Origin of the sequence: Kitasatospora sp. NPDC058046 (assembly GCF_042885595.1) — a bacterium.
In the GTDB taxonomy this organism is placed as follows: Bacteria; Actinomycetota; Actinomycetes; order Streptomycetales; family Streptomycetaceae; genus Kitasatospora.
Window position 1 is genome coordinate 36422 of the sequence record NZ_JBHVRS010000003.1, and the last position, 23516, is coordinate 59937.

At 74.7% G+C, this 23516-nt stretch carries 21 protein-coding genes; 8 read left to right on the top strand and 13 right to left on the bottom strand.

Annotated features, from left to right (window positions below; translation table 11 throughout):
* Nucleotides 1-12 precede the first annotated feature (12 nt).
* Both ACFVU7_RS07975 and ACFVU7_RS07980 read right to left on the bottom strand, forming a co-directional pair.
* Complete coding sequence (locus ACFVU7_RS07975) at nt 13-744, bottom strand: response regulator (protein ID WP_117491070.1); 732 nt, start codon at nt 742-744, stop codon at nt 13-15.
* A complete protein-coding gene (locus ACFVU7_RS07980; RefSeq protein ID WP_388044657.1) occupies nt 741-2600 on the bottom strand; it encodes an ATP-binding protein in 1860 nt (619 codons plus the stop codon). The genes ACFVU7_RS07975 and ACFVU7_RS07980 overlap by 4 nt, the downstream gene beginning before the upstream one ends.
* Before the next feature lie 223 nt (nt 2601-2823).
* Here ACFVU7_RS07980 and ACFVU7_RS07985 point away from each other — a divergent pair, with 223 nt between their 5' ends.
* Complete coding sequence (locus ACFVU7_RS07985; RefSeq protein ID WP_117491066.1) at nt 2824-4278, top strand: cation:dicarboxylate symporter family transporter; 1455 nt, start codon at nt 2824-2826, stop codon at nt 4276-4278.
* 135 nt (nt 4279-4413) lie between these two features.
* Here the strand turns inward: ACFVU7_RS07985 and ACFVU7_RS07990 are convergent, their stop codons facing one another.
* Together ACFVU7_RS07990 and ACFVU7_RS07995 are read right to left on the bottom strand one after the other, a co-directional pair.
* Entirely contained in the window at nt 4414-5433 is a 1020-nt protein-coding gene (locus ACFVU7_RS07990) for a hypothetical protein (protein WP_388044658.1), read from the bottom strand.
* Nucleotides 5434-5537: 104 nt separating this feature from the next.
* Nucleotides 5538-6110, bottom strand: a complete 573-nt coding sequence (locus ACFVU7_RS07995) for an RNA polymerase sigma factor (protein ID WP_375873394.1) — start codon at nt 6108-6110, stop codon at nt 5538-5540.
* Nucleotides 6111-6442: 332 nt separating this feature from the next.
* Between ACFVU7_RS07995 and ACFVU7_RS08000 the strand changes: the two genes are divergently transcribed.
* A complete protein-coding gene (locus ACFVU7_RS08000) occupies nt 6443-6814 on the top strand; it encodes a hypothetical protein (RefSeq protein ID WP_388044659.1) in 372 nt (123 codons plus the stop codon).
* A 145-nt stretch (nt 6815-6959) separates the two neighbouring features.
* Here the strand turns inward: ACFVU7_RS08000 and ACFVU7_RS08005 are convergent, their stop codons facing one another.
* The 7 genes from ACFVU7_RS08005 to ACFVU7_RS08035 form a co-directional block, all read right to left on the bottom strand.
* Complete coding sequence (locus tag ACFVU7_RS08005) at nt 6960-7532, bottom strand: ATP/GTP-binding protein (RefSeq protein ID WP_049651867.1); 573 nt, start codon at nt 7530-7532, stop codon at nt 6960-6962.
* Nucleotides 7533-7665: 133 nt separating this feature from the next.
* Entirely contained in the window at nt 7666-8013 is a 348-nt protein-coding gene (locus tag ACFVU7_RS08010; protein WP_049651866.1) for a DUF742 domain-containing protein, read from the bottom strand.
* 125 nt (nt 8014-8138) lie between these two features.
* Nucleotides 8139-8549, bottom strand: coding sequence for a roadblock/LC7 domain-containing protein (locus ACFVU7_RS08015; protein ID WP_049651863.1), 411 nt, complete (start codon nt 8547-8549; stop codon nt 8139-8141).
* On the bottom strand, nt 8546-11476 hold the full coding sequence (locus ACFVU7_RS08020) for a nitrate- and nitrite sensing domain-containing protein (protein WP_388044660.1): 2931 nt from the start codon (nt 11474-11476) through the stop codon (nt 8546-8548). Before ACFVU7_RS08020 ends, ACFVU7_RS08015 begins: the two co-directional genes overlap by 4 nt.
* Before the next feature lie 73 nt (nt 11477-11549).
* The gene (locus ACFVU7_RS08025) at nt 11550-12443 is read right to left on the bottom strand and encodes an MHYT domain-containing protein (protein WP_388044661.1); all 894 of its coding nucleotides are present in this window, start codon (nt 12441-12443) and stop codon (nt 11550-11552) included.
* Between the two features lie 332 nt (nt 12444-12775).
* Nucleotides 12776-14182, bottom strand: coding sequence for a cytochrome P450 (locus tag ACFVU7_RS08030; protein WP_375873388.1), 1407 nt, complete (start codon nt 14180-14182; stop codon nt 12776-12778).
* A gap of 123 nt (nt 14183-14305) precedes the next feature.
* The gene (locus ACFVU7_RS08035; protein WP_388044662.1) at nt 14306-15373 is read right to left on the bottom strand and encodes an RNA ligase (ATP); all 1068 of its coding nucleotides are present in this window, start codon (nt 15371-15373) and stop codon (nt 14306-14308) included.
* 372 nt (nt 15374-15745) lie between these two features.
* Between ACFVU7_RS08035 and modA the strand changes: the two genes are divergently transcribed.
* The 3 genes from modA to ACFVU7_RS08050 all read left to right on the top strand — a co-directional run bounded on the left by modA (nt 15746) and on the right by ACFVU7_RS08050 (nt 18715).
* Nucleotides 15746-16594: a molybdate ABC transporter substrate-binding protein gene (gene modA / locus ACFVU7_RS08040; RefSeq protein WP_375873386.1), complete on the top strand. Its 849-nt coding sequence runs from the start codon at nt 15746-15748 to the stop codon at nt 16592-16594.
* 179 nt (nt 16595-16773) lie between these two features.
* Nucleotides 16774-17532: an ABC transporter permease gene (locus ACFVU7_RS08045; RefSeq protein ID WP_234348224.1), complete on the top strand. Its 759-nt coding sequence runs from the start codon at nt 16774-16776 to the stop codon at nt 17530-17532.
* 106 nt (nt 17533-17638) lie between these two features.
* Complete coding sequence (locus tag ACFVU7_RS08050; RefSeq protein WP_388044663.1) at nt 17639-18715, top strand: ABC transporter ATP-binding protein; 1077 nt, start codon at nt 17639-17641, stop codon at nt 18713-18715.
* 31 nt (nt 18716-18746) lie between these two features.
* Here the strand turns inward: ACFVU7_RS08050 and ACFVU7_RS08055 are convergent, their stop codons facing one another.
* Nucleotides 18747-19406 (bottom strand): response regulator, encoded by a 660-nt coding sequence (locus ACFVU7_RS08055; RefSeq protein ID WP_375873384.1) that lies wholly within the window; start codon nt 19404-19406, stop codon nt 18747-18749.
* Between the two features lie 44 nt (nt 19407-19450).
* Nucleotides 19451-20701, bottom strand: coding sequence for a sensor histidine kinase (locus ACFVU7_RS08060; protein WP_117491050.1), 1251 nt, complete (start codon nt 20699-20701; stop codon nt 19451-19453).
* 263 nt (nt 20702-20964) lie between these two features.
* On the opposite strand from ACFVU7_RS08060, the gene ACFVU7_RS08065 reads away from it, so the two are divergent.
* From ACFVU7_RS08065 to ACFVU7_RS08075, 3 genes are read left to right on the top strand one after another with little or no spacing between them, the layout of a single operon-like run.
* Nucleotides 20965-21888, top strand: coding sequence for an ATP-binding cassette domain-containing protein (locus tag ACFVU7_RS08065; RefSeq protein ID WP_074004242.1), 924 nt, complete (start codon nt 20965-20967; stop codon nt 21886-21888).
* A complete protein-coding gene (locus tag ACFVU7_RS08070; protein WP_380737475.1) occupies nt 21885-22649 on the top strand; it encodes a hypothetical protein in 765 nt (254 codons plus the stop codon). Before ACFVU7_RS08065 ends, ACFVU7_RS08070 begins: the two co-directional genes overlap by 4 nt.
* Nucleotides 22650-22679: 30 nt before the next feature.
* Nucleotides 22680-23423, top strand: coding sequence for a hypothetical protein (locus tag ACFVU7_RS08075; protein WP_388044664.1), 744 nt, complete (start codon nt 22680-22682; stop codon nt 23421-23423).
* Nucleotides 23424-23516 lie beyond the last annotated feature (93 nt).

Genomic DNA, 23516 nt, shown 5'->3' on the forward strand with positions numbered 1-23516 from the left:
TAGGCCGGCCCCTCAGGCCCGGTGCCGCCACCGGTAGCAGAGCTCCGGCCGCCCGACGCTCCCGTACTGCGGCTCCCGCACCGCGCACCCGGTCTCCACCAGGTGCTCCAGGTAGCGCCGCGCGGTGATCCGGGAGACCCCGGCCGCCGCGCCCGCGGCCGCCGCCGACAACCCGGTGGCCGCCTCGCGCAGGACCGAGGCGACGGTGTCCAGGGTGGGCGCGCTCAGCCCCTTGGGCAGGGTGCTGCGCTCCGGCGTACGGAGCAGGGCGAACGCCTGGTCGACCTCCTCCTGCCCGGTCGCCTCCCCGCTGCGCCCGAGGCTGTCGCGGTAGCGGGCGTAGCGCTCCAGCCGGTCGTGCAGGGCGGCCGCGCTGAACGGCTTCAGCAGGTACTGCACGACGCCCGCGGAGACCGCCTGCCGGACCATCGCGAGGTCACGGGCCGAGGTCACCGCGATGACATCGGTGCTGTGGCCGGCCGCGCGCAGCGTACGGCAGAGCTGGAGCCCGTGGCCGTCCGGCAGGTAGAGGTCGAGCAGGGTGAGGTCGACGGGCGTCCCGGCGGCGCGGGCCCGGTCCAGGAAGCGCAGCGCGTCGGCGCAGCTGTGGACCGTCCCGGCGGCGTGGAAGCCGGGCTCCCGCCGGACGTAGAGGGTGTGCGCGGCGGCGGCCACCGGGTCGTCCTCGACCACCAGGACGGAGATCCCCGCCCCGGCGGCGGCTGTGTGGGCGGTGCCGTTCACGCCAGGGCCCCTTCCCGCTCCCGACCGCTCGACCCACCGGGCCGGTCGGCGGGCTCCCCCGGCTCGCCACCGGGCCCTCCCGGCCCGCCCGGCCGTCCGGCCAGCGGCAGCCGCACCGTGAGCACCGCGCCGCGCTCCCGTCCGACCTCGACGGTGCCGCCGTTGCGCCGGGCGGTCTGGGCGACCAGCGCCAGCCCGAGCCCGTGCCCGTGCCCGTCCTGCTTGGTGCTCCAGCCTCGCCGGAAGACGTCCTCGACCGCGCCCGGGTCGATCCCCGCGCCGGTGTCGGCGACCCGCAGCAGCAGGCAGTCGCCGGGCACCCCGGCGCCGTCACCGCCATCCCCGCCATCGCCGCCGTCGCCGCCGTCGCGACCTTCGCCGTCGCCGCCGGTGCAGTCCCGACCGCCGCAGTCCCGACCGCCGGCGATCCGCGCCGTGACGGTGACCTCCGGCGGGACGGGGCTCTCGGCCGCGCCGGCGATGGCGGCGTCCACGGCGTTGTCGATCAGGTTGCCGAGGACGGTGATCAGGTCCCGTGCGGAGAGGTCAGGCGGCAGCACCCCGTCGTCGATCCTGCTGTCCTCGGTGAGCGTCAACTCCACGCCCCGTTCGGCGGCTTGGGCGGCCTTGCCGAGCAGCAGCGCGGCCAGCACCGGCTCGCCCACCGCCGCGACCACCCGGTCGGTGAGCTGTTGGGCGAGTTCGAGTTCGGCGGTGGCGAACTCCACCGCCTGTTCGTGGCGGCCGAGTTCGATCAGCGAGACCACCGCGTGCAACCGGTTGGCGGCTTCGTGAGCCTGCGCGCCGAGCGCCTCGGTGAAGCACCGCACCGAGTCCAACTCCCCGCTGAGCGCCTGGAGTTCGGTGTGGTCCCGGAGGGTCACCACCCGACCGAGGCCGGGGCCGGTGCCGATGGTGGAGGTGTTCAGCACCACGACGCGCTCGGCGGTCAGGTGCACCTCGTCCCGGACGGGCTCCTCCCCCAGCACGGCCGCCACCAGCGCCTCCGGCAGGCCCAGTTCCACCACCGGTCGACCGTCCAGGTCGCCGGTCAGACCGAGCAGTTCACGGGCGGCGTCGTTGCAGAGCACCACCCGGTGCGAGCGGTCCAGCAGGACCAGTCCCTCGCGCACCGCGTGCAGGGTCGCCTGGTGGTACTCGTAGAGGTGGCTCAGCTGGTCCGGCCCCATCCCGTGGGTGTGCCGCCGCAGCCGGGAGTTGGCGAGGTAGGTGCCGACGCCGCCGACCGCGAGCGCGGCGACCGCCACCCCCACCAGGGCGAGCAGCGGACCGCTCAGCTGCGCGGAGATCGACTCCACCGTGAGGCCCGCGCTGACCAGCGCGACCACCCGGTGCCGCTCGTCCCACACCGGGGCGACCACCCGCACGGACGGGCCGAGCGTGCCGGTGTACGTCTCGCTGCGGGTCTGCCCGGCGAGCGCCCAGTCGATGTGCCCCAGGTAGGTCCGGCCGATCTGCTCGGGCAGCGGGTGGGTCCAGCGCACGCCGTCGGTGTCCATGACGGTGATGAAGGAGACCCCGGTGTCGGCCCGCACCTGCTCGACGTACGGCTGGAGCGCCGCGGTCGGGTCGGGGGCGCCGACGGCGGCCCGGACGGACGGCGAGTCGGCGACGGCGTGCGCGACCGCGGTGACCTGGCGACGGGCGGCGTCCTCGGCGCGGTCGGCGGTGAAGAGGTACGCGAGCACCGCGCCACCGGCGACCACGGCGGCGACGATCACCACCTGGACGACGAACAGCTGTCCGGCCAGGCTGCGGACCAGCCGCCGGGGACCGCGGCCCGTCGGCCGGTGCGAACGGCGGCGCGGGGCGGTGGGGGCGGTGCGCTCGGACATGCCTGCCAGTGTGCACCACGCCCCCGGGCGCCCCCGAGGGCCGTCCGGCCCGCACCGTTCGCGGGCCAGGCCTCCGGGCCGGACAGCCGGGTCGGACATCCGGGCCGCCCGTGCCGTTCATGAACTCTATGAACGCAAACGTGACCTCCGTCACCTCGGAGCCCATAGTCAGAGCGGCCCATCCCCCCGGGGCCACCAGGACTGCACGGCAAGGGAGCCGCAGATGTCGATCACTGGAGCCGCCGCGGCGGCGGGACCCAGACGCAAGGACCGGACCCACTACCTCTACATCGCCGTGATCGCCGCGGTGGTCGCGGGTGTGGTGGTCGGCCTGGCCGCCCCCGGTTTCGCCGTGGAGCTGAAGCCGATCGGCACGGGCTTCGTCAACCTGATCAAGATGATGATCAGCCCCGTGATCTTCTGCACCATCGTCCTGGGCATCGGCTCGGTGACCAAGGCCGCGAAGGTCGGCAAGGTCGGCGGCCTCGCCCTCGGCTACTTCCTCGCCATGTCGACCGTCGCGCTGGCCATCGGCATGGTCGTCGGCAACCTGCTGGAGCCCGGCGGCGGCCTGCACCTGACCGCCGCGCTCGCCAAGTCCGGCCACGCCCAGGCGGCCGCCGGCGGCGCCCAGTCGACCGCCGACTTCCTGCTCGGGATGATCCCCGAGACGCTGTTCTCCGCCCTGACCCAGGGCAAGGTGCTCCAGACCCTGCTGGTCGCCCTGCTCACCGGCTTCGCCCTCCAGGCGATGGGCCCGGCCGGCGCGCCGGTGCTGCGCGGGATCGAGCACGTGCAGCGGCTGGTCTTCCGGGTCATGTCGATGATCATGTGGGTCGCGCCGGTCGGCGCCTTCGGTGCGATGGCCGCCGTGGTCGGCGCCACCGGCACCGCCGCGCTGAAGAGCCTGGCCGTCATCATGATCGGCTTCTACGTCACCTGCGTGCTCTTCGTCGTCGTGGTGCTGGGCACGCTGCTGCGCCTGGTCGCCGGGGTCAACGTGTTCGCGCTGCTGAAGTACCTCGGCCGCGAGTTCCTGCTGATCCTCTCCACCTCCTCCTCCGAGAGCGCGCTGCCCCGCCTGATCGCCAAGATGGAGCACCTGGGCGTCAGCCGCCCGGTCGTCGGCATCACCGTGCCGACCGGCTACAGCTTCAACCTCGACGGCACCGCCATCTACCTGACCATGTCGTCGATCTTCATCTCCGAGGCGATGGACAAGCCGATGTCGCTCGGCGAACAGCTCTCGCTGCTGGTCTTCATGGTGATCGCGAGCAAGGGCGCGGCCGGGGTCACCGGCGCCGGCCTGGCCACCCTCGCGGGCGGGCTCCAGTCGCACAAGCCCGCGCTGGTGGACGGGGTCGGCCTGATCGTCGGCATCGACCGCTTCATGTCGGAGGCCCGCGCGCTCACCAACTTCGCGGGCAACGCCGTCGCGACCGTGCTGATCGGGCACTGGACCGGCGAGATCGACGCCGAGCGCGCCCGGCGGGTGCTGGCCGGTGAGCTGCCGTTCGACGAGCTGACACTGGTCGACTCCCACGGTGCGGCCTCCGGTCCCGCCGCCGCGTCGGACGGCTCCACGGCCGACGCCCCCGAGGCCGCTCCCGAGACCGCCCCCGAGGCTGTCCCCACCCGGGGCACCGCCACCCAGGGCGCGGCCACCGCCGGGGTCTGACCCCGGAAGCGACCCCCGCACTCCCCCGGTCCGGCGCCCCCACCAACCCCCGGAAACGGCGCCGGACCGGGGGTCCTCGTTTTCCCGTCCGGCCGACGTTCCCGGTCGGGCCCGGACAGGTCCCCGGCCTGCTCGTCACAGGTCCTGCGAGCCGCTGACCACCCAGGACACCCCGCCGGCCGGGTCCTCCAGCACGACGTGCAGATGGTGCAGCCCGGCCGACGGCTCCTGCCAGGTGAAACAGCGCATCCGGTCCACCAGCGCGTTCACCTCGCCCCGGTCCACCCCGCCCGCAGCGCCCGCCCCATCCGGACCGTCCGAACCGTCCAGGCCGTCCGCCCCGGCCATCGCGGCCAGTGCCCGCCACACCCCCAGCCTCCCGTGCGCGCAGCCCTGCGCCCGCTCCAGGGCGGCGGACCGCACCAGCGCCGGGTAGACGAGCGCGAACGGCAGGTACCCGCCGACCACCCGCCGGTCGCGGGCCAGCAGGGCGGCCGCCGCCGGGGCCTGACCGCGCACGCAGGCCGTCTCCGCCCACGGCGCGAGCGCGCCCAGCCCCTCCAGGGCCCGGGTGACCGGCGGCCCGTCCGGCCGTCCGGCCGACCGCGCCACCGGCGGCAGCTCCACCTCGCCCAGGCCCTCCCGGCTGGCCGGCAGGGTCAGCAGCGCACTGCGCGCGCCCCCGCCGGGCAGGTACTCGCGTACCCGGGCCGCCTCGTCCCAGCCCGCCGCCTCCCACGGCTCCAGGCGCAGCGGCACGCCCTCCGGGTCGGACTCGGCCCCGTACGAGAGGTCCTCGCCGAGCAGCGCCCGGGTGTGCGCGACCAGTCGTCGCACCGGGACCGGACCGAGCAGCGGGGCCAGCCGCAGCCAGGAGTGCCGGGTCGCCAGCACCTCCCAAAGCGGGCCGGCGTCGTGGTCGGCCACTCCGGCGGCCGTCCCCGCGCCGCCGTCCCGGTCGAACAGGCGGACGGCCAGCTCGGGCGGCGCCGCGTAGGCGATCAGGTGGCCGAGCGGCGCGGTCAGCACGGCCGCGGCCTCCTCGCCCGCCTCCGCCACGGCGGCCGCGCGGCCCTGCCGGTAGGCGGCGAGCAGCTCGGGCCAGCGGCCGTCCTCGGCCAGTGCGCGCAGGCGGCCGTGCTGGTGGATGATCACGATTCGCAGGGTACGGGCCGGGGCGGCGCATCAGTTGACTTGCCGTCAGCTCGGTGCGTCGGGGCGGCGCTCGTACGCCCGCCGCCCCGCGCACCGCCACACCCTCAGCTCCGCTCGTGCTCCCGCTCGCGCTCCTGTTCGCACCCCCGCTCCTGCTCCCGTTCGCCCCCCGCCTCCCGCTCGCGTTCGCGTTCCCGCTGGAGGACGGCGCGCAGTCGGCCGTGGGCGCGGCGCCGGGTGACGGCCAGCGTGCTGCGGTGCAGCCCGAGCAGCTCGGCGGCCTCGTCGACGCTGTAGCCGTCGAGGTCCACCAGCGCCACCGCGCGGGCCTGCTTGACGGTCAGGAAGCCCAGCAGGCGGACCACCTCCCAGCGCGCCTGCAACTCGGCCATCCCGCCGGACCGGGGGTCGAACTCCCCCCGGTCCCGCTCGACGGCGTCGCCCACCTCCGGCACCTCGGGCATCGACACCCGCCGGCGCTCCCGGCGCCACTGGTCGCGCAGGATGTTCACCATCGTGGTGAACGCGTAGGCGTACGGCTGCGGATGACCGAGGAAGCGCTCCGGCCGGCGGGCGATCCGCAGGTACGCCTCGTGGACGACGTCCCCGGCGCCGACCGGACCGCCGGCGAGGGAGGCCGCCGCCTGCTGGAGTCTGGGCAGGAGATCCGTGAACACTCGGTTGAATTCGGCCGATTGACCGCTACTCCCACTCGGACCGAAGCCCTCTTCCCGTCCGCCGCCCGCATTTCGACCGCTGCAATCCACCATGCCGCTCTCCCCGGAAATCGGCACCCCGAGCACCCGGTCCGCCCTGGCCACAGGGGTCTTGAGCCGACCGAATGACTTGTGACACAGGTCACATCATAGTTCGTCGTCTCACTGTGCGCAGTCATTCGTGTGCACCATGTCACCAACCGCACAGGAAGCGGGACTTCACCTCCGCGCGGACACCCCGGCGACCGGGGACGGCTCCGCCCGACGAGAACCCCTGAGCAAGGAGAACCACCGTGCGAGGTTGCATCGCCAGGAAGATCGCCACGTTCGGGCTGGCCGCCACGGCCGCCCTCGGCGCGCTCGGGACCACCGCCCTGCCGGCCGCCGCGGCGACGGTCCGGACCCAGGCCCTCACCCCCGAGACCGACACGGACTGGAACACCGTCGAGACCGCGACCTACCGCTGCGTCATCACCGCCGACTACGGCTGGCGCTGGGAGGGGACCTGCAACGTCTACTCCGGACGACTGCGCACCATCACCTACTGTGCCGACGGCTCGTCGAGCACCGGCCTGTGGATCGGCGCGCGGCCGCAGGCCTGGGCGGTCTGGGGCAACTGCCCCGGGTCGAGCTGGACCCGGATCGTGTTCCAGTGGCACAGCTGAACCGCCGGACCCGGAACCGCTGAGAGACGACGGGTGACAGATGACAGCTGACAGATTTCGAAATCTGTCAGCTGTCATCTGTTAGTTGTGAGTTGTCAGCTGTCATACGCACGCCGTCCGCCCGCCGACACCTCCCGCCGCCGCCTCAGCCCACCGGAGAGACGTCCGCGAGCAGCCGGGCGGCGTGCACCCGGCCCGCGTGCTCGACCAGGTTGATCAGCACCTCCTTGCCCGAGGCCCGGTGGCGCGCATCGCACAACAGCACCGGCGTACCCGCGTCCAGGTCCAGCGCGCGGGCGACCTCCTCCGGCCTGAACTCCCGTGTCCCGGCGAAACGGTTCACCGCGACCACGAAGGGGATGCCCCGGTGCTCGAAGAAGTCGACGGCCGGGAAGCAGTCGGTCAGCCGGCGGGTGTCGGCGAGCACCACCGCACCGAGCGCCCCCTGGGCCAGCTCGTCCCAGAGGAACCAGAACCGGTCCTGCCCCGGGGTGCCGAACAGGTAGACCGCCAGCCCCTCGCGGATGGTGATCCGACCGAAGTCCATCGCCACCGTGGTCGTCGACTTGCGCTCCACGCCGTCGAGGTCGTCCACCTCCCGCCCGGCCTCGGTCAGCCGCTCCTCGGTGCGCAGCGGCCGGATCTCGCTGACCGCGCCGACCAGCGTCGTCTTGCCGACCCCGAAGCCGCCCGCCACCAGGATCTTGAGCGCCAGCACGGCGTCGTCGGGATCATCGGCGTCGAACGGGTCCGACCCGCCGTACGGACCGGACCGGCCGTACGGATCGGACGGGTCGGACGGGTCGGACGGGTCGGACGATACCGACGGATCAGGCAGGTCGGACGGGTGGTCAGAGTGCACGGAGTCCACGGATGACCTCCTGGAGGATGCGCTCGTCGGGGAGCAGGGCGGGCGGGACGGGACGGCGGACCCGGATGAGCCCGGCCGCCAGCAGGTCGCCGAGCAGCACCCGCACGACGCCCACCGGCAGGTCGAGCTCGGCGGCCAGCTCGGCCACGGACAGCGGGGTGCCCCGGCACAGCGCGAGGATGCGCGCCTGTTCCGGGCCGACCGGCGGCTCGGGCGCGTCCGGTACGAGCGCCGGGTCGGGGAGTTCGGCGACCACCACGGCGATCAGGTCGAAGCGCTGCTCCCCGGCCCCGGTGCGCCCCCTGGTCATCGCGTACGGGCGGACCAGCGGCCCGGCGTCGTCGTCGTACCAGCGGGCCCGGTGGGCGGCCGCGAGCGGATTGCGGGGGTGACCGTCGGGTTCGGCCCTCGGGTGCTCGGGATGTCGCCCCCGGTACGGGTGGGGCACCGGACTCACCGGCCGCCCACCGTCCGCGGCGGGGCGCTCAGGTGCTCCCCGACCCGGCGGACCAGCCTGGCCATCTCGTAGGCGACCAGGCCGAGGTCGGCCCGGGCCGTGGTGAACACGGCGAGGCAGGTGCCCTCCCCGGCCGCCGCGACCAGCAGGTAGCCGCCCTCCAACTCGACCATGGTCTGGCGGACTTCGCCGGCGCCGAAGTGCCGGCCGGCGCCCTTGGCCAGGCTGTGGAAGCCGGAGGCGACGGCCGCCAGATGCTCCCCGTCCTCCCGCGCCAGACCGGCCGAGGTGCCCATGGCCAGTCCGTCGGCGGAGAGCATCACGGCGAAGCGGAGCTCGGGGGCGCGCTGGACCAGCTCGTCGAGGAGCCAGTTCAGCTCCCCCGCGCGGTGGGTGGTGGCGATCACGGACGCTCTCCTTCGGGTCGGGACGGGGGTTGGGGGTGGCGCGCCCGCGGCGGCCGCGGAGCGTCGGCGGGCTGCCCGTCCCGCCGAACCTCCGGGTGCAGACCGCGCGCCCATCCGTTCTGGAAGGCCGACATCGCCGCCCGCGCCTCCTCAGGGCTGCGGCCCGCGGCGCCGAAGCCGTCGCCGGACCCGGGGCCGGCCGAGGCCACGGCTGCAGTGGCGGCGGCCGTACGACGACTGTGCGCGGTCGGACGGGCCGGGCCCTCGCGCAGCTGCGGTGCGAGGCTCGCCTGGCGGGTCCGGCGTGGCAACTCCTCGGGGCCCGAGTCGACTTGGGGACCGTCCGGTTGTTGACCATCTGGACGGGGACCGCGCAAGCCAGGTCCGGGCACCGGCTCCGAACGGCGTTCCGTACGGTACGGCTCCGCGCCGTACGGCTGCGGCGGCCCGGACTGCGGACGGGCGGCCGCACCCGCGCCCCCGTCCGCAGCCGGACCGGCCACCCGGGCACCGGAGGCCCGGTAGGGGGTACGGCGCACCGGCCCGGGGTCACTGCCCCGGGCACCGAACGGCAGCAGCGCCCCACCCTCCGGCGGCGGCCCACCCGCCGCCGGAAGCCCGTCACTTGCCCCGCCCTGCGAATGCTCCCGGCGCCCCGGGTCACCGCTCAGGGCGCCGCTCGGGACACCGCTGGGACCGCCCGTCGGCTCCCCCGCGTGACCGTGCACCGGCGTGAACTCCCGCTCCGGGCCGCCGTGCTGTGCCCGCTCGGCGAACACCGGCTCCGTCGGCCCCACCCCGACCGCCACGCCGCCCGGCGCCGCCGCGCGCGGCAGGGGCGGCACCGGCTCGAAGCCGTACCGCGCCTCCTCCGCCCCCACCTCCGCCTCCACTTCGGCCGTATCGTCGGCCGTCTCGTCGGCCAGCAGCGTGGTCGGCAGCAGGACCACCGCCGTGGTGCCGCCGTACGCGGAGGTCACCAGCGAGACCTTGACATCCTGCCGCCGAGCGAGCCGGCTGACCACGAACAGGCCGAGCCGGTCGCTGTCGAAGAGGTCGCTCTGCTCGGCGGCGGCGATCCGACGGTTGGCCGAGGCCAGCACCTCCGGCCCCATGCCGAGGCCGCGGTCCTCGATCTCCAACGCGAAGCCGTTGCCGACCCGTTCGCCCCGGATGTGCACCCGGGTGTGCGGCGGGGAGAACCCGGTGGCGTTCTCGACGAGTTCGGCCACCAGGTGGGTGAGGTCGGCGACGGCGTGGCCGACCACCGCGGCCCGTGGCAGCGGGTGGACCTCGACCCGGGCGTACTCCTCGACCTCCGAGACGGCCGCGCGCACCACGTCCACCAGCGGGACGGGCCGGCGCCAGCCCCGACCGGGAGCGGCCCCGGAGAGGATGATCAGGCCCTCGGCGTGGCGGCGCATCCGGGTGGTGAGGTGGTCCAAGCGGAACAGGTCGGCCAGCTCGGACGGGTCGTCGGTGCGGCGCTCCATCGCGTCCAGCAGGGTGAGTTGGCGGTGCACCAGGACCTGGCTGCGGCGCGCGAGGTTGACGAACACACCGGAGACCCCGGAGAGCACCTCGGCCCGCTCGACCGCCGCCGTGACGGCCGCCCGCTGGACAGTGCCCAGCGCCCGCTGCACCTGGCCGATCTCGTCGCCCCGCCCCACCGGCCGGGGCGCCTCGGCCTCGATGTCCACCTCCTCCCCCGCACGCAACTTCCGCATGGTCGCCGGGAGTTTGCGCCCGGCCAGCTCAAGTGCCGAGTTGCGCAGGCCGATCAGATCGGTGACCAGCCCGCGCCCGATCTGCACCGAGATCACCAACGAGGCCACCACGCCGACCAGTCCGAGCAGCACTGCCATCCCCGCCGGGGTGAACAGGCCCAGGGCGTACGGGTCCTGGCGCTCGGCGGCGAGCCGTCCGGCCTGGTCCTCGACGGTCCGCAGGCCGCCGGCCACATTGCCCGCGACCATCGCCCACCGGTCGGCCGGCACCGCCGCGACCGCCGTCCGGCCGTCGGCGGCCGTCCGCACCCTGTCCTCGTACCCGGCCAGCTCGCGGTGGTCCTGGCCACCGGTGACGGCGAGCAGCGCCGCCCGGTCGGCGGGGCGCAGCTCGGCGGCGGCGCCCCGCTCGAACTCGCGCCGGGCGAAGGCCGCGCCGGAGAACTCCCGCAGCTGGTCGTCGCCGAGCCCGCCGGACAGCTGGGCGGCACGCAGCAGGGCGTCCTCCCGGGCGAGCAGCTCCCGGGACCGGGCCAGCTCCAGCAGCACCCGCGCGTCGGCGGCCACCTGGCGGTCCTGGAGCGGCGCGACGGCACCGGCGGCGGCGAGCGCCCGGTCCACCGCCTCGCCGTACGCGGCGTACGCCTCGGGCCAGCCGACGCTCCTGGCCAGGACCCGGTCGCGCAGGACGGGCAGGGCGGCGAGGGAGCCGCCGAGCGCGTCCAGCCGGGCGGCCGCGTCCCCGCCCAGGCCCTGGGCGTCGGCACGGTTGTAGCCCCGGTCGGGGCGGCGGGGGTCCGGGAACAGCGGGGTGAGCGCCCGGTTGGTGGCCGCCGCCGCCTCGCGCAGGGCGCTCTCCCGGACGGCGCTGGGGGCGGCCACCGGGGCGGCCAGCAGCTGACCGACGGCCGTGCGTTCGGCTTGCAGCCCGGCGACCGTCTCCGCGACCGGCGTGAGCAGCGTGCGCTGGGCGTCGCGCTGGCGCATCAGGCCCCAGACGCCCTGGGCGGTGGTGACGGTGGCGAACCCCCACAGGGCGATGACGGAGACGACCGGAACCATCAGCAGGGCGATGATCCGGGCGCGGACGGTCCGGGGGCGCAGGCCGCGCAGCCACGGGCCGGGCCGCGGTGGACGGGCGGGCGGCCCGGCATGGGCACCCCGACGGGCACCGGGGGCGGTACCGCGGTCTTCTCGCATGGGTGAGGAGCCTTTCGGGCAGGGAGAGGCTGGAGGACGGAGGCAGGTGGGCGGGGGCTGGAGGGGGCGCGGCTCAGGCGGCGCGGCCGTGCCGTTCGCCGTCGCGCCCCTCGCCGCCGCGCCGCCCGGCCTCGACCGGGGCGAGCTCCTGCCGGGCGGGCTCGGGGTACGGGGACTCGGGGTACGGGGGCCCGGCAGGCAGATCCTCGGTGGCCAACTCGCCGGCCTCCCGGTAGCCGGCCCGCTCCTGGGCGGTCGGCGAGAGCGCGACGAAGGCCGAGGCGAGGAAGAGGAACGAGCCGAGACCGACGGCGAGCGGGAAGACGAACTCCATCGGGCTGACCCCACCGAGGCCGGTCCGGGTCGGCTCCAACCGGACGTGGACGGCGGCCATTCCGGTGTAGTGCATGCAGCTGACGGCGAGGCCCATGGCCATCGCGGCGGCCGCGGCCGCGTACACGTTGCGGATGGTGACGGCGGCCCAGAGCGCGGCGGTGGCGGCGCCGACCGCGACCAGCACGGACAGCACGACCGTCCCGGCGTCGTAGTGCAGCCCGCCGTGCATCCGGAGGGCGGCCATGCCCAGGTAGTGCATCGCGGCGACGCCGAGACCGGTGGTGACGCCGCCGGACAGCAGGGAGAGGCCGCGGTGCCGGCCGTAGCAGACCACGGTCAGGCCGAGACCGGTGACCAGCACCGCGACCACGAGGCTGAGGACGGTCAGCGGCACGTTGTAGCGCAGCTCGGTGCCGTCGACGGTGAAGCCGAACATGGCGACGAAGTGCATGGTCCAGATCCCGGAGCCGATCGCGGCGGCGGCCGTGACCAGCCAGTTCCGCCGGGCCGGGCCGCTCGCGGCCAGCCCGCGCAGCGTGCAGCGCAGCCCGAGGGCCGCGCCGGCACAGGCCATCAGGTACGAGAGGGCGGGGGTCAGCCAGCCGAAGCTGAGGTGGTTGATGGTGCCCATGGGACCTCCGGTCGACCGGTCGGGCCCGGAGGCGGTACGCGGTGCGCCCGGGCTCCCCGGGCCGGGCGGACTGCATACGAAGGCATATGCCAACCGCATGTGCGCTTCCGGCCTGGGGTGCGTGGGACGCTATCGAGGGGCCGGAATCGGTCAGACAAAGATCTGAAAAGCTGCCCGCGAGGCCCGGGTGATGTGTTCGAATGCTCCGGTCGTCTGCCCAGCGGACGGCGCACAGATGACAACAGACAGATAACAGAGTTTGAAATCTGTCATCTGTCCGCTGTCTGTTGTTCGTTGTTCGCTGTTCGCTGAACCCCGTCAGCCGTCAGCCGTCAGCTGTCAGCCGTCACCCGGATCCGCATCGGGCTCGCCGCCCGCAGCGTGATCCCCTGGGCGAGCGCCACCCTCCGGTCCACCGCCTCCACCTCGAAGTCCCGCAGCAGCACCCCCAGCGCCAGCACCGCCTCCAGCATCGAGAAGTGCTGCCCGATGCAGGCCCGCGGCCCGCCCCCGAACGGGAACCAGGCGTAGCGGTGCCGGGCCCGCTCCGCCTCCGGCAGGAACCGGTCCGGGTCGAAGCGCTCCGGATCCTCCCAGTGATCCGGGTGCCGGTGGGTGACCAGCGGCGCGACGACGACCTGTGCCCCCGCCGGGATCACGTACCCGTCGATGACGGTCTCCTCGACCGCCCGCCGCCCGCCCAGGGCCGCCGACGGATAGAGCCGCATCGCCTCCTTCAGCACCCGGGTGATGTACGGGAGCGCGTCCAGGTCCGCCGCCGTCGGCGCGCGCCCGGCCAGGACGGTCCGCGCCTCCTCGCGGGCGAGCCGCCGCTGCTCGGGGTGCTTGGCCAGCAGGTGCAGCGCGAAGGCCAGCGCGGTGGCCGTGGTCTCGTGCCCGGCGAGAAGGAACACCAGGACCTGGTCCCGGAGTTCGGCCGGGTCCAGCCGCTCGCCGTGGTCGTCGCGGGCCCGGCCGAGCAGGGTGAGCAGGTCGTCCGCGCCCTCGTCTCCGCCGCCCCGCGCGGCCCGTTCGGCAATGATCCGGTCGCAGACCCCGTACAGCGCCCGCTGGGCCTCGGCACCGCGCCGGTTGGCCGGCGTCGGCCAGGTGCGCGGGAGGCGGACCGGGGCGTAGCCGCGCTCCTTCACGTACTCGCCGAGCACCGGGAAGCTGCGGTGGACCACCGCTATCGCCTCCTCCACGTCGGCGCCGAAGAGGATGCGCGCGACCGCCCGCAGCGCGAACCGGGACGTCTCGTCCGCCGCGTCCACCACCCCGCCGGGCACCGCCCGCCACCGCTCGGCGAGCGACTGCGCCTCCTGCGCGAGCGCGTCCGCGTAGCCGTCCACCCGGCGCCGGGTGAACAGCGGCTGCACCATTCGGCGTTGGCGCTGGTACTCGGCGTCCTGGCTGGTCAGCAGCCCGTTGCCGACGCTGCTCCGGAGCTCGTCGTAGAACGGGTCCTCCTTGCGGAAGTTGGCCGCCTCGCCCGCCAGCACCTGGCGGACGCCCTCCGGCGAGAACACCCCGTAGAAGTCGGCCCGCAGCCCGGGCGGCCCGGCCTGGAAGCGCACCACGTCGCCGTGGTCGCGGCGGGCCGCGAGGTAGCTGCGCAGCGGGCGGCGGGTGAGGTCGAACAGCGATCCGACCAGCGGGTTCCCGGCCGGCACGGGTATCGCGGAGGTGGGGGCGGGCACGAGGCCGGGGTCGGGAACGGGGAGGACTTCGGTGGCCATCGGCACTCCTTCTGTACGGGGACTCGCCCGCCGCCTCTACCGACGGGCGGTCAGCACCGAGAGGAGCCGCACCCGGACCGGTCGGCCGGGCCGACCTGCCCGGCCACCGGATCCGGGCCCGTCTCACTCGTACTCGGTGCCCCCCTTGCGGGTCAGGTAAGCCTCGCTGACCACCTTGGCGATCGCCCGCCCGCCGAGCACCGGGCTCCAGCGCTCGGTGACCGGCCGCACCACCACGCCCTCGCGCAGGTGCAGTTCACGCCCGGAGACGGTCTCCCGGCCCCGCGCGAACCCCAGCACGGTCTCCGGATCGAACGGTCCGCGCCACAGCTCGGGCACCAACGGCAGTTCCCCGTCCAGCAGTTCGGCCGCCGAAAGCCAGTTCAGCTGCCCGTCCACGAGGGCCGACACGTCGAACGCGGCGTATCCGGGCCGCTCGGTGCGCGCCGAGGCGCCGTAGCCCAGGTCCTGCACGCCCTCGCCGAAGACCTCGCCGAAGATGCCGACCCGCTCGGCCCCGAGGCGCTCCGCCAGCCGGGCCGCCACCGCCGGGATGTCGTACGCGCGCACCGCCCGCCAGTAGAGGTTGCGCGCGTCCTCGGCCAGCGCCAGCCCCTGCGCACCGATGCCCTTGGACGACACCCGCACCTCGCCGGTGGCGGCCGTGTACGTGACCAGGCAGCAGCTGCCGTGCAGCTTCTCGGTCAGCACGACCGGCTCGCCCGGCGCGAAGGCCTCGGGGTAGCGCTTGAGGTTCTCGATGTCCACCCAGGGCAGCAGGTCCGGCGCGCTGACCACGTCACCGCTCATCGACGTCGGCACCGGCGGCTGCCACTTGACGACCCCGAGCAGCTCGGCGAAGTCCTCGCCGCGCTCGGCCGCGGCGGCCAGGTCGGTGCCGGCGAGCGCGGCGGGCCGGCAGACGACGCCCTGGGACAGCTCGCCGCGCAGCCGCACCGCCTTCACCCGGTTCGCCCGGGCGCCGGCCAGCTTGCCGGTCAGGCCCAGCTCCTCGATCAACTCCTCGGGGAGGACGGACTGTTCGGGGATGTAGACGGCGTGGTCCCCGGTCCGGTACGCGCCTTTCGCGACCACCGCCCGGTAGAGGCCGACCTGGGCGAGCTCCAGGGCATCGGCGTTCGGGTGCTCCAGGATGACCAGCTTCTCGGCGGTGACGCGCAGCGTGGACATGGACGGACTCCTCCCCTTGGTTCGGCCCCGGCCGTGCGTCCAACCGGCCCGGCCGTGCGTACGGACGGCGACCACTCTGGCCGTTCGACCACCCACGGCGCGACGCAATTACCGCGCGCCCCTCGCCAGCGCCCCCCACCGGCCCACCGGCCCACCGGCCCCACCAGCCTGACCGCCTCACCGCCCTCACCCCGCCCCGCGAGTCCCGGTTGAGCCATCCCACAGCAGCCCCGAGACCCCTGCGGCCCTCAGCTGTGCGAACCGACAGGGGATTTATCGCTCGCATTTGCGGCACTATGATCGCCGTAATGGCCGCACCTGCGGCTCGTCCCTCGCGCCCCTCCCGGCGCGCACCCTGGAGGGGAAGCACCGATGAGCACCCGTACGCCCACCGCCCGCAGGCTCGCCGTCGCCACCGCCGCGGTCCTCGTCCTCGGGCTCGGAGTCAGCGCCTGCGGCAGCGACGGCGGCAAGTCCTCCGGTTCCTCGGCCTCTTCGAGCACCTCCGCGAACGCCTCCGCCGCGGGCAGCAGCGTCCCGAAGGCCTCCGGCACCATCACCGTCTTCGCCGCCGCCTCGCTCAAGGAGACCTTCACCGAGCTCGGCAAGAAGTTCGAGGCCGCCAACCCGGGCGCCAAGGTCACCTTCAACTTCGGCGGCAGCTCCAGCCTCGCCACCAGCATCAACTCCGGTGCCCCGGCGGACGTGTTCGCCGCCGCCAGCCCGGCCACCATGAAGACCGTGACGGACGCGGGCGGTGCCAGCGGGCAGCCGACGACCTTCGTCCGGAACACGCTCACCATCGCCGTCCCCAAGGGCAACCCCAAGCACATCGCGGGCCTCAAGGACCTCACCGCCTCCGGCGTGAAGGTCGCGCTGTGCGCGAAGGAGGTGCCGTGCGGCGCCGCCGCCCAGACCGCGCTCAAGGCGGCGGGCGTCGACCTCACCCCGGTCACCCTGGAGCAGGACGTCAAGGGCGCGCTCACCAAGGTCGAACTCGGCGAGGTCGACGCGTCCCTGGTGTACCGGACCGATGTGCAGGCCGATGCTGCGAAGATCGACGGCGTGGACTTCCCCGAGGCCGACAAGGCCGTGAACGACTACCCGATCGCCGCGCTCGCCAAGGCGCCGAACAAGGACGGCGCCGCCGCCTTCGTCGCGTACGTCCAGTCGCCCGAGGCCAAGCAGGTGCTGACCGCGGCGGGCTTCCAGGCACCGTGAGCGAGCGCACCACCGGCTCCGGGGACGGCTCCGGACGCGACTCCGGTCGGAACCGCACCGTCGGCGGCGGCGCGGCGGAAGCCGAGAAGGCCCTGCCGCGCCGCGACCCACGAAAGCGCGACCCACGAAGCCGCGCCCCGCGAAACCGACGCCCGCGGACGCACCGCGCCCCGGTCGCCCTGCTGCTCCCGGCGCTGCTCGGGTTGGCGTTCCTGGTCCTGCCGCTGGTCGGCCTGCTGATCCGGGCGCCCTGGAGCGACCTGTCCGAGCAGCTCACCAGCACCGCCGTCTGGGACGCGCTGCGCCTGTCGCTGATCAGCGCGACCGCGGCCACCGCCGTGTCGCTGGTCCTGGGCGTCCCGCTGGCCTGGCTGCTCGCCCGCACCGAGCTGCCGGGCCGGCGGGTGATCCGGGCGCTGGTCACCCTGCCGCTGGTGCTGCCGCCGGTGGTCGGCGGTGTGGCGCTGCTGCTGGTGCTCGGGCGGCGCGGCATCGTCGGCTCCTGGCTGGACTCGGCCTTCGGCATCACGCTGCCGTTCACCACCACCGGGGTCGTGATCGCCGAGGCGTTCGTGGCGATGCCGTTCCTGGTGATCAGCGTCGAGGGCGCGCTGCGGGCCGCCGACCCCCGCTACGAGGAGGCCGCCGCGACCCTGGGCGCCTCCCGGCTGACCGCGTTCCGGCGGGTCACCCTGCCGCTGATCGCGCCGGGGATCGCCGCCGGGGCCGTCCTGGCCTGGGCCCGGGCGCTCGGCGAGTTCGGTGCGACGATCACGTTCGCGGGCAACTTCCCGGGCCGCACCCAGACCATGCCGCTGGCCGTCTACCTGGCCATGGAGTCGGACCCACAGGCGGCGATCGCGCTGTCGCTGGTGCTGCTGGTGGTCTCCGTCGCCGTCCTGGTCGGCCTGCGCGACCGCTGGCTGTCGACGCCGTGACCCCGCCCGCCCGCACCATCCCGACCGCACGCGCCCTCCCCTCCCCACCTCCCATCCCGGACACGCTGAACGCAGCAGACGCACTGGACACCTGGACGCCGCCCCGATGAGCACCGAAAGCCGCCCCGGCCCCGCCCTGGACGCCCGCCTGCGGGTCGAGCGCGCCGCGTTCGCCCTCGACCTCACGCTGACCGCCGCCCCCGGCGAGGTGGTGGCGCTGCTCGGCCCCAACGGCGCCGGGAAGTCCACCGCCCTGCGCGCCCTCGCCGGGCTGCTCCCGCTCACCGGCGGCCACCTGCGCCTGGACGGCCGCCTCCTGGAGGACCCGGCGCAGCGCGTGCACACCCCGGCCGAGGAGCGGCCGGTCGGCGTGGTGTTCCAGGACTACCTGCTGTTCCCCCACCTGAGCGCGCTCGACAACGTCGCCTTCGGCCCGCGCTGCCAGGGCCGCCCCAAGCGGGAGGCGCGGGCCGAGGCGGCCGAGTGGCTGGAGCGGATGGGCCTGGCCGACCACGCCACGGTCCGCCCCGGCCGGCTCTCCGGCGGCCAGGCCCAGCGGGTGGCGCTCGCCCGAGCCCTCGCCGTACGCCCCCGGCTGCTCCTGCTGGACGAGCCGCTGGCCGCCCTGGACGCCCGCACCCGGCTCGACGTACGCGCCCAACTGCGGCGCCACCTGGCCGAGTTCGAGGCGGTGGCGGTGCTGGTGACGCACGACCCGCTGGACGCCATGGTGCTGGCCGACCGACTGGTGGTGATCGAGGACGGGCACGAGGTGCAGTCCGGCAGCCCGGCGGAGGTCGCCCGGCGCCCGCGCACCGACTACATCGCCCGGCTGGTCGGACTGAACCTGTACCAGGGCCGGGCCGAGGGCTCCCGGGTCACGCTCCCGGACGGCACGGTGCTGGCCACCACCGAGGAGCTGGACGGTCCGGCCTTCGTCGCCTTCCCGCCCTCCGCCGTGACGCTGTACCGGGAGCGTCCGCGGACCAGCGCGCGCAACCTCTGGGAGGCCGAGGTCACCGGGCTCGACCTGCACGGCGACCAGGTCCGCGTCGAACTCGCCGGCGACCTGCCGATGGCCGCCGACCTGACCCCGGCCGCCGTCGCGGAGCTGGAGCTGGCGCCCGGCGTCGCGGTCTGGGCCTCGGTCAAGGCCGCCCAGACCCACGCCTACCCGGCCTGAGCGGGTCTTTCTGACGCATCATCAGCCCGCGTCACTCCGAGGGCTCGACGAACCCCGACTCGTACGCCGCGATCACCGCCTGGGTGCGGTCCCGCGCCCCCAGCTTCGCCAGCACGCTGCTGACGTGCGTCTTCACCGTCTGCACGCCGAGGAACAGCCGCTCGGCGATCTCCCCGTTGCTCAGGCCCCGCGCGACCAGCCGCAGCACCTCCGCCTCGCGCCCGGTCAGCGCCGCCCGCTCCATGACCGCCCGGGCGGTCGGGTTGCCGTGCCCGGCCGCCAGCCGGCGGATCGCGGCCGGGAACAGCAGCGACTCGCCCGCCGCCACCAGCCGTACCGCGTGGGCGATCTCGGCCGGGCGGGTGCGCTTGAGCAGGAAGCCGTCGGCGCCCGCGCGCAACGCCTGGTAGACGTAGTCGTCGTTCTCGAAGGTGGTCACGACCAGGATCCTCGGCGGACGCTCCTCCGGTGCGCCGGGGCGCAGCAGCTCGCGGGTGGCCGCCAGGCCGTCCAGCACGGGCATCCGGACGTCCATCAGCACCACGTGCGGGCGCAGCGCGCGGGCCAGCGCGACCGCTTCCGCGCCGTCGGCCGCCTCGCCGACCACCCGCAGGTCCCCCTGCGCCTCCAGGACGGCCCGCAGGCCGGCCCGGACCAGTTCCTCGTCGTCGGCGAGCAGGATGTCCGTCATCCCCGCGGCTCCTCCGGCCGGGCCTCGCGTCACAGGATCGTTCGTCACGAGCCCAAGCGTAGGGGCAGCCGGACGGTCAGCACCCACTCCCCTCCGCCCTCCTGCGACACCCCCGCCGCCGCCTCCCCGCCGAGCAGCGTGGCGCGCTCGCGGATGCCGCGCAGCCCCTTGCCGCCCTTGCGCGTCGCGCCCCGGCCCGCACCGCCCGCCGGAGGCCGTACCGAACCGGCCGGACCGGCAGGCCCGGCCGCGCCGACCGCCGAACGCCCGGCGCCGGGCAGCCGGTTGGCGCAGCGCAGCTCCAACTGCCCTTCCCGTACGGCGATCCGGATGTCGACCGGTTCGCCGGGCGCGTACTTGAGCGCGTTGGTGACACCCTCCTGGACGATCCGGTACGACTCGCGGGAGAGCACCCCGGGCAGCGTGCCGGGTGGCACCTCCATCCGCGCCTCCACCGGGCTGCCGGCCGCCCGGGCGGTGTCGAACAGCGCGGGCAGCTGGTCGATCCCGGGCTGTTCGGTGGCCACGCCGTTCGCCCCGGCCGGGGTCTCGCGCAGCAGCACGAGGGTGCGTTCGAGGTCCTCCATGGCCTGCCGACCGGTCTCCTCGATGACTTCGAGCGCCTTGGCGACGAAGACCGGGTCCCCGACCTCGCGCGCCGCGCCCGCCTGAAGGACCGTCACCGTCAGTGCGTGGCCGATCGAATCGTGCAGCTCCCGGGCCAACCGGTTGCGTTCCAGCAGGCGTTCGGCCCGCAGCTCCGCCTCCGCCAGCCGCTCGGTCGGCGACGGGCCCAGCAGCCGTACGGCCATGGCGAGTTGGAGGCGCCCGGCGAGGACCAGGAACCAGCCGAAACCGAGTACCAGCAGAGGGGAGAACGGGAGGTACCAGAGCGCGTCCGGACCGGTCAGCCGGTCGTAGCACGCGGCGGAGCCGAGGGAGAGCACGAACCCGGCCACCGAGCCGAGCGCGACCCGGCCGATCAGCCAACCCGCCGTCCGCCGCCGGTCGGCCCAGGTGCGGGAGGGCTCGGCGGCGATGTCCTCCTCGCGGTCGGGCACCAGCAGCAGCCGCGCCTGCACCCCCTCCGCCCGCCGAGCCGCCGGGATGAGCGCGAGCGCAGCGAGCAGCACGCAGTCCACCAGTACGCTCGCCGTGAGGATCTCGCCGAGGCCTTTCCGGTACGTCCCCGGATAGATCATCAGCACCACGCCCGCGAAGATCCACCCCACCAGCAGGTGCAGCAGCCGCGCGTACGTGACACCGGCCGCCAGCGGCGCGACGAGCCTGGACACCGCACTTCCCGGCGCGGATCCTCCGGACACCGCGCTCGCGCCCCTCAGCGCTGCGATCTTGGACATTGCGCCATCCTGCCAGGTCGCCCCCGTCCCCGGATCCCGCGCCGGTCGCCCGCGCCCTCCCTCCTGGGAGGGAGGCGGATCCCCGCCCCGGCGGGATCCGCCGCACCGGCCCGCTCCGGTCGAATGGAGCCACCGACCGGGGCAGCGACAGCGGACACCGGCGGAGACCACCGACGACGAGACGAGGGGAGCGGGCCGTGATCGAGATCCAGGGCCTGACCAAGGAGTACGACGGCCGGCGCGTCGTCGACGACCTGACCTTCGAGGTCCGACCCGGCGTGGTGACCGGCTTCCTCGGCCCCAACGGCGCCGGCAAGAGCACCACCATGCGCCTAGTCCTCGGCCTCGACCGGCCGACCGCCGGACACGCCCTGGTCGACGGCCGCCCGTACGCCGAACTCCCCGCCCCGCTGCGGACGGTGGGCGCACTGCTGGACGCCCAGGCGATGCACGGCGGCCGGACCGCGCACGGCCACCTGCGCTGGCTCGCCGCGAGCAACGGGCTGCCGGCCCGCCGGGTCGACGAGGTGCTCGGCCAGGTCGGCCTGGCGGACGCGGCCGGACGGCGGATCCGGGGCTTCTCGCTCGGCATGCGCCAGCGCCTCGGGGTGGCCGCCGCGCTGCTCGGCGACCCGCCGGTGCTGCTGCTGGACGAACCCGTCAACGGCCTGGACCCGGAAGGCATCCGCTGGATCCGCACCCTGCTGCGCGACCTGGCCGCCGAAGGCCGGGCGGTGCTGGTCTCCTCCCACCTGATGACCGAAATGGCGCTCACCGCCGACCACTTGGTGGTGATCGGGCGCGGGCGACTGCTCGCCGACGCCGCCACCTCCGAGTTCATCGACCGCCACGGCCGGACCCGGATCAGGGTCCGCGCCGTCGCCCCCGCCAAGCTCGCCGCCCTGCTCGGCGGCCCCGGCCACGACCACGGCCTCGACGCCACCGAAGTCGACGGCGGCGCCTGGGAGGTGAGCGGCGCCGAACCCGAGCGGATCGCCGCGCTCGCCGCCGCCAACGGGGTGGTGCTGTACGAGATCGCCGTCCAACAGGACTCACTGGAAGAGGCGTTCATGCGGATGACCGCCGACAGCGTCGAGTACCGCGCGGAGGCCTCCGCATGAGCACACCGGTTGCCGGCTCCGCGCACGTCCTGCACGTCCTGCGCGCCGAACGGATCAAGCTCACCACCCTCCGCTCGCTCTGGATCACCCCGCTGCTCGCCCTGCTGCTGACCGCCGGGGTCACCACCGCCATCGGCGCGGCCATCGGCGGCAAGGACCACAGCATCACCGACGACCCGAGCGTCGGGGTCTTCTACGGGCTCAACTTCGGCCAGGCGGCCCTGGCCTGCTTCGGCATCCTGCTGATCGGGCAGGAGTTCAACACCCGCATGATCAACGTGTCGCTCACCGCCGTCCCGCGCCGCAACCGGCTGTACGGCGCCAAGTTGGCGCTCGGCGCGCTCGTCGGCCTCGCCGTCGGCGCCGTCGGCACGGCGGGTGCCTTCGCCGGCTACGCGGCCACCGCCCCGGGCGCCTGGGACGGGCCGGCCCTCCTGCGCAGCGCCGTCGCCGGCGTGCTCTACCAGGCGCTGCTGGTGGTGCTCTGCCTCGGAGCGACCGCGCTGCTGGGCAACCTCACCGCCGCCATGGGACTGCTGGTGCCGACCGTCTTCCTGCTCTCGCCACTGCTCGGCGGAGTACCCGGGGTCCGCCGGGTCGTCCAGTTCCTGCCCGACCGGGCCGGCCAGTACGCCCTGCGGTACGCCGACGACCCGCAGGTCGCGTACGGGCACTGGACCGGGCTGCTGATCATGGCGCTCTGGACGGCGCTGGCGGCCTACGGCGGCCTGCGCGCGCTGCGCCGCATCGGCGCCAAGTGACCTCGGACGAACGGGAAACGAGAGAAAACCATGAGCACGCTCGCCGGCGCCCTGCGCGCCGAACGCGTCAAGTTCACCACCCTGCCCTCGCAGTGGGCGGCCCCGCTGGTCGCCCTGGCGCTGACCGTCGGCGTCACGGCCGCCGTCAGCGCCGCCTACGGGGCGAAGGACCACACGCCCGCCCCGGACCCGGCCAACGGGATCTTCTACGGGCTGCTCTTCGGCCACGTCGCGGTGGCCTGCCTCGGCATCCTGCTGATCGGGCAGGAGTTCAACACCCGCATGATCGGCACCTCGCTCACCGCCGTCCCCCGGCGCGGCCGGCTGTACGGCGCCAAGCTCGCGCTCGGCGCCGGGCTGGGCCTGCTGCTCGGCCTGGCCTCGACGGCGGGCTCGTTCCTGGCCGTCGGCACCACCGTCGGCCTGGACCTCTCCACCCCGGGCCTGGCCCGCAGCTTCCTGGCCGGCGTGCTGTACCACCCGATGATGGTGCTGCTCTGCCTCGGACTGACCGCGATGCTGGGCAACTTCAGCGCCGCGCTCGGCCTGCTGACCCCGATGGTGTTCCTGGGCACCACCTGGCTGGCCGCCATCCCCGGTGTCCGGGAACTCGGCCAGTTCCTGCCCGACCGGGCCGGCCTCTACGCGACGCGCACCCAGACCGAACCGGGCATCCACTACGGCCACTGGACCGGGCTGTTGATCATGGCGCTCTGGACGGCCCTGGCGGCCTATGGCGGGCTGCGGGCGATGCGGCGGTACCGGCACAGCTGACGGACGACAGCCGACAGCAAACGGCGAACAGATGACAGATTTCGAAATCTGTCGTCTGTTCGCTGTTAGCTGTTCGCCGTCGGCTGTCCGCTG

Coding starts and splice junctions, on each gene's coding strand:
- ACFVU7_RS08070 (WP_380737475.1), top strand. CDS start 21,885: ATGAGCACACCGGTTGCCGGCTCCGCGCACGTCCTGCACGTCCTGCGC.
- ACFVU7_RS08055 (WP_375873384.1), bottom strand. CDS start 19,406: ATGACGGACATCCTGCTCGCCGACGACGAGGAACTGGTCCGGGCCGGC.
- ACFVU7_RS07980 (WP_388044657.1), bottom strand. CDS start 2,600: ATGTCCGAGCGCACCGCCCCCACCGCCCCGCGCCGCCGTTCGCACCGG.
- modA (WP_375873386.1), top strand. CDS start 15,746: ATGAGCACCCGTACGCCCACCGCCCGCAGGCTCGCCGTCGCCACCGCC.
- ACFVU7_RS08025 (WP_388044661.1), bottom strand. CDS start 12,443: ATGGGCACCATCAACCACCTCAGCTTCGGCTGGCTGACCCCCGCCCTC.
- ACFVU7_RS07985 (WP_117491066.1), top strand. CDS start 2,824: ATGTCGATCACTGGAGCCGCCGCGGCGGCGGGACCCAGACGCAAGGAC.
- ACFVU7_RS08030 (WP_375873388.1), bottom strand. CDS start 14,182: ATGGCCACCGAAGTCCTCCCCGTTCCCGACCCCGGCCTCGTGCCCGCC.
- ACFVU7_RS08035 (WP_388044662.1), bottom strand. CDS start 15,373: ATGTCCACGCTGCGCGTCACCGCCGAGAAGCTGGTCATCCTGGAGCAC.
- ACFVU7_RS08050 (WP_388044663.1), top strand. CDS start 17,639: ATGAGCACCGAAAGCCGCCCCGGCCCCGCCCTGGACGCCCGCCTGCGG.
- ACFVU7_RS08075 (WP_388044664.1), top strand. CDS start 22,680: ATGAGCACGCTCGCCGGCGCCCTGCGCGCCGAACGCGTCAAGTTCACC.
- ACFVU7_RS08020 (WP_388044660.1), bottom strand. CDS start 11,476: ATGCGAGAAGACCGCGGTACCGCCCCCGGTGCCCGTCGGGGTGCCCAT.